Source organism: Dactylosporangium sp. CA-092794 (assembly GCF_050948465.1).
Taxonomy (GTDB): domain Bacteria; phylum Actinomycetota; class Actinomycetes; order Mycobacteriales; family Micromonosporaceae; genus Dactylosporangium.
Genome location: NZ_CP192044.1, coordinates 12,626,844 through 12,638,949 on the forward strand (window position 1 = coordinate 12,626,844; position 12,106 = coordinate 12,638,949).

9 protein-coding genes and 1 pseudogene are annotated in these 12,106 nt (G+C 64.8%); 6 read left to right on the top strand and 4 right to left on the bottom strand.

Translation table 11 applies throughout. The features are described from left to right. Nucleotide 1 precedes the first annotated feature (1 nt). Nucleotides 2–790 carry a class I SAM-dependent methyltransferase gene (locus ACQPXD_RS54705; protein ID WP_432832902.1) on the bottom strand — a complete coding sequence of 263 codons (789 nt, stop codon included), beginning with the start codon at nucleotides 788–790 and terminating at the stop codon, nucleotides 2–4. Between the two features lie 878 nt (nucleotides 791–1,668). On the opposite strand from ACQPXD_RS54705, the gene ACQPXD_RS54710 reads away from it, so the two are divergent. From ACQPXD_RS54710 to ACQPXD_RS54720, 3 genes are all read left to right on the top strand, one after another. Next, complete coding sequence (locus ACQPXD_RS54710) at nucleotides 1,669–2,223, top strand: hypothetical protein (RefSeq protein WP_432832904.1); 555 nt, start codon at nucleotides 1,669–1,671, stop codon at nucleotides 2,221–2,223. A 119-nt stretch (nucleotides 2,224–2,342) separates the two neighbouring features. Beyond that, nucleotides 2,343–2,711 carry a cytidine deaminase family protein gene (locus ACQPXD_RS54715; RefSeq protein WP_432832906.1) on the top strand — a complete coding sequence of 123 codons (369 nt, stop codon included), beginning with the start codon at nucleotides 2,343–2,345 and terminating at the stop codon, nucleotides 2,709–2,711. 523 nt (nucleotides 2,712–3,234) lie between these two features. Further along, the gene (locus ACQPXD_RS54720) at nucleotides 3,235–4,275 is read left to right on the top strand and encodes an IS630 family transposase (protein ID WP_432832908.1); all 1,041 of its coding nucleotides are present in this window, start codon (nucleotides 3,235–3,237) and stop codon (nucleotides 4,273–4,275) included. A 185-nt stretch (nucleotides 4,276–4,460) separates the two neighbouring features. Here the strand turns inward: ACQPXD_RS54720 and ACQPXD_RS54725 are convergent, their stop codons facing one another. Together ACQPXD_RS54725 and istA are read right to left on the bottom strand one after the other, a co-directional pair. Further along, nucleotides 4,461–5,126 carry an ATP-binding protein gene (locus ACQPXD_RS54725; RefSeq protein ID WP_432832910.1) on the bottom strand — a complete coding sequence of 222 codons (666 nt, stop codon included), beginning with the start codon at nucleotides 5,124–5,126 and terminating at the stop codon, nucleotides 4,461–4,463. Then, nucleotides 5,123–6,256, bottom strand: a complete 1,134-nt coding sequence (istA, locus tag ACQPXD_RS54730) for an IS21 family transposase (protein WP_432832912.1) — start codon at nucleotides 6,254–6,256, stop codon at nucleotides 5,123–5,125. Before istA ends, ACQPXD_RS54725 begins: the two co-directional genes overlap by 4 nt. A 589-nt stretch (nucleotides 6,257–6,845) precedes the next feature. On the opposite strand from istA, the gene ACQPXD_RS54735 reads away from it, so the two are divergent. Beyond that, a complete protein-coding gene (locus ACQPXD_RS54735) occupies nucleotides 6,846–7,253 on the top strand; it encodes a hypothetical protein (protein WP_432832913.1) in 408 nt (135 codons plus the stop codon). A 9-nt stretch (nucleotides 7,254–7,262) separates the two neighbouring features. Then, on the top strand, nucleotides 7,263–10,010 hold the full coding sequence (locus ACQPXD_RS54740; RefSeq protein WP_432832915.1) for an ATP-binding protein: 2,748 nt from the start codon (nucleotides 7,263–7,265) through the stop codon (nucleotides 10,008–10,010). A gap of 243 nt (nucleotides 10,011–10,253) precedes the next feature. On the opposite strand, the gene ACQPXD_RS54745 is transcribed toward ACQPXD_RS54740, so the two are convergent. Then, nucleotides 10,254–11,669 (bottom strand): IS1380 family transposase, encoded by a 1,416-nt coding sequence (locus ACQPXD_RS54745; RefSeq protein WP_432832917.1) that lies wholly within the window; start codon nucleotides 11,667–11,669, stop codon nucleotides 10,254–10,256. 169 nt (nucleotides 11,670–11,838) lie between these two features. On the opposite strand from ACQPXD_RS54745, the pseudogene ACQPXD_RS54750 reads away from it, so the two are divergent. Beyond that, a pseudogene (locus ACQPXD_RS54750) lies at nucleotides 11,839–12,059 on the top strand (IS1380 family transposase); the annotation flags it as partial. Nucleotides 12,060–12,106 lie beyond the last annotated feature (47 nt).

The window sequence follows — 12,106 nt, forward strand, 5'->3', positions numbered from 1 at the left end:
GCTAAGCCGAGCGTTTGCGGCCGAACATCACGTAGAAATCGAGCAGTTCTGGAAAAGAGTCGCCCGTGGACAACTTGGCCAGTTCGGCTCGCAGATCCGCCTCGAAATCGCTAAGCCGCTCGCCGAACAAGGCGGGGTTGGCAAAAGACGTCGAGTAAAGGTAGCCGACGATGGCATCCGCGTTCCAGTTCTGTTCGACCCGGTACCGCCTCGACTCAAGAGTGAATCCGGCCGGCTCCAAGAAGTCGCCGTGTTTCTTCGTCACAGTATACGTGGAACTGCCCGCGCGGCGCTGGTCACCAAGCCATCGCTTCATCATTCGTACCGCGACCTCATGCCAGTCGCATTTGATGTCCCAGACGTCGCTGCCGCCGCCAATGATCGCGATGACACCGCGATCGATAAGGGCGCTAAAAGCGCGCCTCGACAATAACTCCCGATCCATCCAGTGGAATGACGAGCCGGCTACAATTAGATCCTGCGAGGCATCAGTCAGTTCTAAATCCTCGGCAGGGCCGACGATCCAGCGAATATTAGACACGTCCTGCTGGCTCGCCTTCTCGCGAGCAAGTCCCACCATTCCGGCATCGATGTCGATAGCAGTGATGTCGTCGAAGTAGCTGCTCAGAGGCAGCGCCACCTCGCCGGTGCCGCAACCCCAGTCGACCATGCTCCCGCCGCGGTCACCGACCGACAGGGCCACAAGATCGTGCAGCAATTCCTCCGGATAGCGCGGCCGGTAGAGGCTGTAGTAGCGGGCAGTGCCCGAAAAGACCTGCTCGTCTGCCACTACCGTGTACCCCGTCCTCGTTAAGATGCCACCGCCAGCAGCCCGATGCGCGACTTCCGCACGACGAGTACCTGATCTCGGCATCCGACCACCCTGGGAGCGGGCATCTTATCACTCTTCGTTCGGCTCACTCACCCTCGCCAGGGCAGGATCGTCAGAAGTCACCGATCGTGAAGTAGAGCTCATCGACGCCTTGCCGTTGCTTCGATCGTCGATGAGGCCGACGGCTGCCAGCAGTCGCCGCTGTGACCGCTCGATCGCTTGGCTCCGCCGCGATCGGGTGACCATGAAGGGTTGTACCCCTCACCAGTGCGGATCGACGTTGGGCGTCAGTTTCCGGAATACTGCGGCGCGCTCCAAGAAGTCATTGGTCAGCTCTCATCCCGGCTCGACGGAACGGACTAACGCAGAACGCGACCAGTCCAAGGTTGTGTGTCGTCGCGGGCGAGCATATCGCCCAGTCGCAGTGACCGAGGCGGCGGAGTACCAGTCGAGGAAGGGGACCGGAAATGCATGCTGCCCGACGAATCGCGCCAAAGTCGAGCGGCTCGGCGGCAAATTCACGGTACACGTTTTGTGACGGACCGACCTGGGCCGTCAGCCGCCTACTGTCGACGCCACGACACAGCAGATGCGCCATGACGCAATGTACTTCTGCGGCTCGCAGGGTCGCTGTGACGTGGAGGCGGCCGCTCATCGCGAAAAGTAGAGTACTGATCCCGCAAGCGTTTTAACGTCGCCATGTGTGCCCACGACTGCACCACCTCGAAAATGCTCTGGGCAAGCTGGCCCGGGACGTGAATGATTCGGGTGGCTTGCTAACGAACAAAGGCGAACCCCATAGACACGGTTGACCGATCGACCTGGACGGCGCCGTGGTGACCGCCGACGCGTTGCACTGTCAACGCGACCACTTCACCTACCTTGCCGAGCGCGGCGCCCGCTGGATTCTCACCGCAAAAGGCAACCAGCCCAGCGTGCGTCAACGGTCAGCTCAACTGTATTCATTGGCCGCGGACAGCCTGCACCAGCAACTCGCCAGCCCGTCCTGGCGGTTCGTCCCGGTCGCGGACCGCACGACCGACCGCTGCCATGGCCGGCAAGAGATCGACACCTTGAAGATCCTGTCGCGACCGGCAATTGACTTCCCCGGCGCCGCCCTAGCCCTGCAGATCCGCCGCCGCCGGCGGCGGCTCGACAAACCGAGACGCTTCACCACCGAGATCGTCTACGCGATCACCGATCTCCAAACCCATCAAGCCAAAACCGTGGCAGCTGGCCGACTGAACCCGCAGCCACTGGTCGATCGAGAACAAGGTCCACTGGGTTCGCGACGTCACCTACGACGAAGACCGCTCCCAGGTCCGAACCGGCACCGGACCTCAAGTCATGGCCGCCCTGCGCAACGCCGCCATCGGCGTCCTACGCCTTGACGGCACTACCAACATCGCCGCCGCCAACCGACACCACGCCCGCAATCCTAACCGCTCGCTGGCCCTGCTCGGCATCACCTGACGACTTTGCCGGGGCACTGAGGCGCTACCCTTCAGCTATGTCTGTGTCGGCCAAGGAAATGGCCCTGGTTGATGCTGCCACTGACCTCATCCGCCGGCGCGGGACAGCACACAGCCACGCTGCGGCAGTGCTGTGTGCCGACGGCCAGATGTACCTCGGCGTAAATCTGTATCACTTCAGCGGTGGACCGTGCGCGGAGGTGGTGGCGCTGGGCAGGATGCTGACCGACACAGAATGGCCGCCGATCGTCGTTGTGGCGGTTGGGCGAGACGGAAGGGGCGTCGTTACGCCGTGCGGCGTATGCCGTCAGATACTGTACGACCGTTGGCCCGACATTGCTCTAGTCATCAGTCGCGGAGGCGACCTTGTCCGAGTAGCGCTGACCGAGTTGCTGCCGGAGCCTTAAGCCAACTGTGCTTGGTGCGTTAAGGTGGCTGGAGGTGTGGTAGCGACCCCCATGCAGCCGGCGTAGCGGCATCGGACGGAAATCTGCACGGCCTCAGCGGCGGTTCGTGCGAGCCCCGGCTGCCTCCCCTGCACCACCGTTCCCGGGCTGCGTACGCAAGGCGTCCAGCAGTCGCGTTCCGGCTCCGTGGTACCCCAGGGCCGACGTGCCGAGCCTGGGGGTCAGCCGGTATTGGTTGTAACGGGATATGAACACTCCGGCGAGCCAACGGCTCAGACCGTTCCCCCGGACCCATCCATCGGACCGAAGCGTTCCAAATTCCCGCGAGGTCGGCACACCGCTTCTCCCCGCTACGTGCGGTTGAGGATCTCCTAAGCAGGTAGGCAAAGGTTCGGTACGTAACTGGTGACGGGCTGTACGCGAACACGCTCAGCGAGAGGGACATACCAACGCAAAGACCCCGCCGTGGGATCGGATCAAGTTTCCACACCAGAACGCGATCCCCGACGAGGTCACCGTCAGTATGCGCCCCGCGCACGTCTACGCCAGCATGTCCGCCGAGCAACACACCGAACTGATTACCGCCCTGCACGGCCCCTGGCGTAACGCCACCCGGATCATGATGGTGGTGCTGTCCGCGGCCGGTATGTCCGCCAGCGAAATCGCCGACCTGCTGCACTACGACCCGAAAACCGTTCGCGGCTGGATCGCCCGCCACCGGTCCGAAGGCCTCGCCGGTCTGCCCGACCGGCCCCGACCCGGCCGCCCCCGCAAAGGCAGCCCTCGCCTCGGCGAACGCATCCACGCCCTGCTGCAGACCCCGAAATCCTGGACCACAGCACGTATCTGGAAAGCCCTGGGCAGACCGCAGATCAGCCTGTCCACGATGCGCCGCCGCATCAAAGAGCAAGCCCGCTGGGCCCGGCCCCGCCTGATCGCCAAAAGCGACCCGAACCGAGACACCATCTGCGCCGGCATCCGCGACCAGATCGCCACCCTGCCCGAAGGCTCGGTCGTGCTCGCCGAGGACGAAACCCACCTCGACCTGCTCGCCCGGGTCCGCTCCTGCTGGATGCCCACCGGCCTGCGGCACCGGATCCTGACCCCCGGGACCAACGTGCGCCGCACCGTGCACGGCGCGGTCAACCTGCTCACCGGCGCCTGGCACCACCACGTCTCCGTCAAGAACGTATCCGTCGTGTTCTGCTACTTCCTGCAGCAACTACTCGACGCCTACCCCGACGCCCCGGTCATCGCGGTCATCACGGACAACGGCAGCACCCACCACAGCGGCATCACCAAACGCTGGCTCGCCGAACACCCCCAGATCAAAGTCATCGAAGGCGCCAAATACAGTCCCCAGGACAACCCCGTCGAACGGATCTGGGCCGTCATGAAACGAGCCCTCGCGAACACCGCACCCACCACCATCACCGACCGGGTCCAGCAAGCCCACGCGTTCTTCCAACACCGCACCGACGCCCAAAACCTGACCACCGCAGCACCCTGGACCTCGCCCTGGCTACCGGAGGGTTACGGGAAGGAGTTCTTGCCAGGGGCTTAGAGAGGAACACGACTGAACTGTCGCTTGCCAGGTCGATGGGACCGGGGTGTTGCCACGACCTAGGGACCACCTGGGTGCGTGGTGAGCATGGCCTGGGGTGGGTCGGGGTGTCAACGTGATCGAGCCGGCCTGACCTGCAGCGAGGGGCTGCGGCCGGGCCGGCTCGGGTGGGTGTTGGGTGCTGGCTATTGGGTGGTGGGGCGTTGTCGGCGGCGGTAGGAGTCGCCTTCGATGATCAGCTCGTGGCAGGTGCTGACGAGGCGGTCGACGGCGGACTGGGCCAGGAGCGGGTCGGCCATCATGGCGAGCCATTCGTTGGGTTCGCGGTTGGAGGTGACCACGGTCGCTGTCTTGTGGTGGCGCTCGACGATGAGTTCGTAGAAGTCGGCGGTCTCGGTGGCGTCGAGGGCTTGGAGGCAGAAGTCGTCGATGATCAGCAGCGGGGTGTGGGCCAGCCGTCGCATCTCCGCTTCGACGGTGTTGTCCAGCCGGGCGGCCTTGAGCCGCTTGAACAGTTTGTCCGCGCGGGTCAGGTGCACCCCGACGCGGCGGCGCACGGCGATGTGCCCGAGCGCGGTGGCTAGGTGTGTCTTTCCGACCCCGACCGGGCCCAGCAGGAGAGCGCCGTGTGGTCCGTCGAGGAACCTCAGGCTGGTCAGTTCGTTCCACAGTTGCTGGTCGAATCGGACCTGCGCGCTGGTGTCCCAGGTGTCCAGGCGCATGGTGGGGTCCAGTCCGGCGGCGCGGGCGCGCAGCGCGGCGGAGTTGGTGTCGCGGCGGCCGACCTCGTCGGCGAGCACGAGTTCTAGGAAGTCCGCATGCGGCAGCTGCTGTTGGCGGGCCAGGGTCACACCTTGACCAACTGTCCCCGGTAGAACATCTTGACCAGGGCCGAGTCGGCGCGCACGTCCAGATACTGTCCGATATAGACCTTCGGCGCGGAGTACAACGCTCTGCCGATCTCCAGGTGGTAGTCGCGGTGGACCTTGCACCGCCGGAACACTGGCACGTCATACGGGGCGGGCACGTCCAGCAGCAGACCGGCCTCCTGCTCGGTGAACACCTGCGCCGGGCGGGCCGCGGTGGTGCCGTGCACCCGCAGCCCGGCGGTCTGCGTGCACCAGGCACGGGCCCGGCTCTGCCCGTCGGCCAGGTCGACGAACTGCTCGCCGGCCCACATGCTGTTGCGAACATATTGGACGGTCCGCTCGACCCTCGGCTTGTCCTTGGCGTGCCGCACCCGGGCAGTGTCCGTGACGAACCCGCAGTGCTGGGCGTAGTCCAGCCAGCCGACGGTCAGCTTCGGGTTGATCACGTCCGCGTCAGCCACGATCGGCGACATGTTGTCCGGGATGAGGACCTTGAACACCCCGCCGAAGAACGCCCACGCCTGCTCGCAGCCGGCGATCACCGCTTCCAGGGTCTGCGAGTACGACAGCCACACGAACATGTGCCGCGAGTACACCGCGGTGAAGATCAACGCGTGGACGGTGCGGCGCCGCCCACAGGCCGGATCGTAGAGCAGCCCCATCCGGCCGAAGTCGATCTGGCACTCCGCCCCCGGCTCGCCGTCGGCCACCCGGACCGTCTGGCCGCCACCACGGCCGAAGCCGCAGCAGGCCACGCAGAACCGGTGCAGCGTCCGGTACGGCACCACCACACCCCGCCGGCCGAGCAGGTCGCTGATCTTCACCACGGTCAGGCCCTGACCCACCCACTCGGCGATCTGCTGCTGCTGTGCCTGCAACAGCCGCCACGCCTCGCCGTGGCCCTCCGGCCGCGCCGGGCGCACCGCCGCCACGACCGCGCCGATCACCTCGTCGGTGATCTGCGCCCACCCGCCGTCGCGGGCCACACCCGCAGCCTCGGCCGCCTGCACGTAACGCCGTGCGGTCTTGCGGTCGACGCCGGCCTGCGCGGCCACCGTACGCAGCCCGGCCCCGCCCAGCCAGCCGCGCAGCACCTCACGAACCTCGATCACTGATACCTCCCGGTATGTCATCTTCTATCCCCCATGTCCATTGACATGAGGGATCAAGAACCCAGTGATCAACCACCCCGGCGCGGACACGCCGTGGTGGTCCCATCACTGGCAACCGGGTGGTCCCATCACCGTGGCAAGAACCGGCTCACGGTGGTCCCATGCGCGTGGCAGGCGACAACTGAACCGGGCACCACGCCAACCCGACGTTGTCGGTCAGCGACCCCGCTCGGCAGCCGCTCCTACCTACCGATGACGTCACGGCCAGCGCCCCGACCTCAGCAGTCGACGTCGCCTCGATGACTTCCGCGGAAGCCCCATCTGAACACGGTGGTTCAAGCGGCGGCCTGTGCATGGCTGCTGTCGGTGCCGCTCGTCAGAAACTGGGCGTCTGATCAAGATCGAATGCTAGGATCTCCGCCTGCTGGCGGACGAATGGGCAACCCCGCTTCCCGACAATTGGCCACGGACCGAAGCGCTGCCGCGGCCGAAGATCAGCACCGCTTGGCGGGGAGTAGACATCAGCGTCTATCCTGGCAGTAGCTGTCCAGGCTGTCGATATTTGGGGGTTGCTTTCGTGGATCCTATAGTGATCACATTCGGCGCGGCCTTGGTTTCGGCGATGGCCACCGACGTGTGGCAGCGGGCGCGCGACGCCGTCGCAGTACTTGGGCGGCGTCTACAGCCGTCGGCCCCCGGTGAAGCATTCGAGGATCAGCTGGCTGCCTTGCGGAGGCAGGTTCTGGCAGCCCGCCAAGCTGACCAGAAGGAAGTCGAGCAGGCGCTGGTTGTAATATGGCAGGCTCGCCTTCAGGAATTGCTACTCCAGGAACCGGATCTGGCAGTCGAACTGCAGCATCTTTTGGACCATACCCTCTTGCCCATGTTGACCGACTCCGAGCGAACCCACGCTCGGCAAATCGCAATGACTGGCCGCTCGCATGATGCAAGCACCTTTAACCAGTTCATAGGCGACCAACACAATACCCGCCCGTAGCGGATGCCCGTGATCAGCGACAGCTCGATTCCTGCAGATGATCTAAGCCTGCATGCGACCGCTTCCGGTCGCGGGACGGTCAACCAGTTCGTCGGAAATCAGTACAATCAGTATCTATCCGCCCCGGCCGCAACGCCGGTGCAAGTGATTCGGACATTGCGTCCGAACATCGCAACGTTCATTGGGCGGACGAAGCAAATTCACGAGATCACCGAGACGACCTCCACCAGTTTACGGGCCGGTCAGCTGATCCCGATGTTCGCGGTCGACGGTATGCCTGGTGTCGGCAAGACAGCGCTCGTCGTATACGTCGGTCACCTGCTAGCCGATCAGTTCCCCGACGGTCAGTTGTTTGTCGATCTTCACGGTCATACGGTGGATCGCACGCCGGTGGATCCATTTGATGCGCTCGCAACGCTGCTTGCCGCCACCGGCCTGCCGGCCGAGCAGATTCCTGCCACCCTGGAGGAGCGGGAGGCAAAGTGGCGCGACCGCATGGCTAGCAAGCGTGTATTGCTAATACTGGACAACGCCGCTACCGCCGATCAAGTCGCCCCGCTTCTGCTCGGTTCGAGCGGTTGCCTCACTCTAATCACGGGTCGCCGTCGAATGCCTGTGCTTCGCCGCAACTACGGAGCCAACCTCATGTCCTTGGGCGTGCTACCCGAAACGGATGCCGTTTCCTTGTTCGCGCGAGTCTGTCCACGCCCATTGTCGGTGGAAGACAAGCGGGCGGTGCTCGACATCACGGCACTGTGCGGTCTTCTGCCCCTGGCCATCACCATTGTCGCCGCGAACATAGACGCTGAGGTGGACGCGTCTGTTGCCCGCCAAGTGGCCGACCTGAGAGTAACGCGGGACCGCCTAGCCAGCATCGATGCGCACCTTGACGAACGCGAGATCGGGGTGGCCGCTGCGTTCGATATGTCCTACCAGCGTCTGGCGATCGATCAGCGCAGAACCTTCCGGCTGCTCAGTCTAAGTCCGGGTACGGACGTCGACTTCTACGCGGTCGCAGCGCTGACCGGGCTGTCTTTGGGTACCGTGCGCCGTCACATGCATGTCCTGTACACCCACCGACTCATTAACCAGCCGAGTCACCAACGTTTTCGTCTGCACGACTTAATCGCCGAATACGCCCGCTCTCGAGTCGACCCTGACGAGCAAGACCTCGCGCTCAACAGCTTGCTCGACTACTACCAGCATGCAGCGGCCATAGCCGGGGAGCAGCTTTCCGCACGTGGTGCCCGTCCATCGCACGCCACTAATCAGATGCCGGTCACCTCGATCCCGAATCTGGAAGATCTATTGCATGCCACGGAGTGGCTGCGCGTTGAACGCGCCAACCTCCAAGGTTGCCTGCAATATGCGCGCGATCGTCGTCTGCTTCACCGTGTGGTTGACCTGGCTGCCAGCCTTGCATATCTCGCGCGCCGAAGTGGCCCGTGGACAGAAGGAATCGATCTGCACACTCTAGCGTTGGGCATCCAACGCCAAATGGGTGACCGTCATGGCGAGGCGGGAACACTCGCCGAGCTCGGCTCGCTGCGACGGCTCACCGGCGACTACCCGGAAGCCACCGCGCTGCTCGAACAGGCGCTGACGGCGTTCGATGAGGTTGGTGACCGCCACGGACAGGCGTGGGCACTTCGCGAACTAGGTGCCCTGAGCCGGGGTACTGGCGACTATCTGCGAGCGACTGAGCTGCAGCGGCAGGCCCTCACCATCTTCGAGGAGACGGGGGACCGTCATGACCAAGCCTGGACCCTGCGCGAACTAGGTGGTCTAAGTCGGGGTATTGGCGACTATCCGCGAGCGACTGAGCTGCAGCGGCAGGCCCTCACCATCTTCGAGGAGGTCAGCGACCGTAACGGCCAGGCGTGGACGTTCCGCGAACTGGGTGCCCTCCGTCGGCTCGTCGGTGACTATTTCAATGCCGCCCAGCTGCAGCAGCAGGCGTTCACCATCTTCGAGGACAGCACCGACCGCCACGGGCAGGCCTATACCTCTTTCGAGCAAGGACTGCTGAGGCGGCTCACCGGTGACTATCGGAGCGCCAGTGAAATGCAGCGGCGGGTTCTGACGATCTTCGAGGAGACCAATGACCTCCATGGCCAGGCGTACACTTTGGCCGAGCTAGGAGTCCTCGCGCGGCTCACGGGCGACTATGCTCGGGCGGACGCGCTCCTGCGGCAGGCGTTGACGATGCTCGAAGACACCAACGATCGCGTTGGGCAGGCGTACGGCTTGGCTGAACTCGGCACACTATGTCGGGTAGCTGGTGACTACACGAGGGCAGTCGAACTCCTCGAACGCGCGAAGCTCACGTTTGACGACATCGGTGATCGCCCCGGTCGGGCACGAATTCTCTGCGAGTTGGGGGTGCTTAGCCGGCTCACCGGAAACCTTCAACGTGCAGTGGAAATGATTGAAGAAGCCGTCACGATTCGGCAGGAGATCGGCGACCGCCATGGCGAATCCGCTACGCTAAATCAGCTGGGGATTTCGCTCATTCAATTTCGCGACCTCGATGGCGCAATGGAGCGCTTCAATCGTTCTCTGTTGTTGGCTCGCGAGGTGGGTAGCCCTTTGCAAGAGGCGCACGCTTTGACCGGTTTGGGTCGCTGTGCAAAGGGCAAGGGGACCATAGGAGCGACAGAAGCTTCCCGCAAAGCTCGGCAGATCTTCGAGCGCATTGGTATTGGTTCGGTGGAGGCACTCAATAGTAGCCTCACCTACGAAAGGTCGGACGGTTAGCCCCGGCCCTTCAGTAATCTTGGCCGTGGTTCATGCTCAGAAATACGGAAGTGCCTCCCTGTCTGGGATTATCTGGCTTGTCGACCCTGATACCTCATCGCGGGTGCGTCCGGGCTTGATTGGTTCGGCTATGTCGAGATTCGTCGATTGAGTTGGTCTTCGAGCAGGCGGACGGCCCGACTGGCGGGTCGGTGGTCGTGGTCTCCTGGGTCTCCTGTCGTCGGGGCAGATGGTGGGTGGTGGTCAGCCGGGGCGGGCCAGCGGCAGGCGGCGGATGGTGTTGATGATCTGGACGAGGGCGGCCGACCAGGGCCAGTGGCGGGGCAGGCGTAGGGTGCGTCGGCGTTGCCCGCGCACGATCCGGGCTGGGACGGCCAGGATCCGGTGGCGCAACGTCTTCGGCTCAGCCCTCGATAGTGCGCCGAGGTCGCGGCAGCCGAGCAGGCGGAGCCAGGCGAGCAGGTCGACGGCGATCGTGATGGCCACGCACCAGGCGCTGTTGACGGCCCACGACTTGGACGGCAGGTGGCCCAGGCCGGTGTCCTTGGTGGTGCGTACGCCGTCCTCGACGCGGGCGTGGGCGCGATGGCGGGCGTCGAGCAGCTGGGCGGTCAGCGTGGTGGTGTTGGTGACGAACGCGCTGTACTTGTAGCCGCGCAGGTGAAACAGGGCAGGCTTCTCACCCGCCGCCAGTCGACGGCGGCGGACGAACACCCGCATGGTCTTGGGCCAACTGGTGCGGTCGAGCCGGTCGCGCAGCAGGGCGGTGATCTCGGCGACGTCCATGTCGCCGCGGACCGCGCCGGTGGCGTTGTCCACGGCCGGGATCCAGCAATCACGGCGGGTGGCCCGGATCGCCGAGCGCACGTCAGCGTCCACGTCGAACCCGACCGAGTACTCGACGCTGCGGTCGGCGGCATGGTTCTGGTTGGTCAACCAGTCGATCAGAGCGTGCGAGGTGCCGGCCCCGTCGGAGGTGACCAGCAGCCGGGCCCGATGCGGTTTCGGGACCTGACCGATCGCGTCGGCCAGCACGGCGATCAGGTCAGCGGCCGTGTTCGCACCTGCGTTGCCGTTTCGCAGCATCAGACTCGCGAGTTCGCCACTGTTGTCGATCCAGCAGCCGAGGGGATGGTGACCGTACGTGCCCTTGAACGTTCCCGCCGCACGGTCCTTCTTGGAGTGTGAGACCACCAGCGACCCGTCGATACGCAGCACCACCGTGCCCGCCTGACTCATCCCGCCGGCGAAGGTGGACTCCGGCGGCCGACCACCTGGCAGCCGCGACCACATATGCGCCCGGGCAGCGGCCCGGACCCGGGCGATCGCCGCCGGACGAGTCGTGCCGATCTCACCCAACGCCCGCAACACCGTCGTGTCCGACGCGACCGGCCCGAACACCGCGCCCTGGGCGCGCAGGGCTTCCACGTCCACGATGTCGCGACCGCCGCAAGCGATCATCACCGCCACGTCGGTCAGCACCCGGCCCCGGTCATGGACCGGCACGAACCCGCGCCGGGCGAGCACCCCGGACAGGCCTGCGGTCAAACCGGATCTATCGGCCAGCATCCGCAACGGTACCGCCCCGACCAGTGACGCCACGCCGTCCGCGTCCGCCGTGACCCGCAGATCCCGGCTCCATGCCGTAAAGTCACCCACGTAGAAAGTGCCTGTCTCGGAGAACCCTTGGTTGTGTGAGAACTCCAAGTTTCTCTTACGAGGCAGGCACTTTCGCGTTCCCACGCCGAACGCGAGCGGCTAAACGATCATAGCTGTGAATACCCCGGGTCGAAGGCCCTGATCGCCCGCCAAGGAAGGCACTTACCGAGTGCAGGCTACCCGAACGCGTCCGAAGATCCTCGTGAGTGCCGAAGGGCGGGGGTGTGGTCGGTCATGCCGGCGCCCGGCTCGTCGCTGACATTGCCGAGGTGACCGGGCTGACCGCCCGGATTCGTGACGTCCTGGCCGTGTCGCGTCAGCGGCGGAGTGGGCATGACCCGGGGCCGGGTCGCGGTGCATCTGGCGGTGATGCTCGCCGATAGTGGCGACGGTTGATGGAGTGGGCATCCCTGGGCGCTAGGCACTCGCAGCCATGC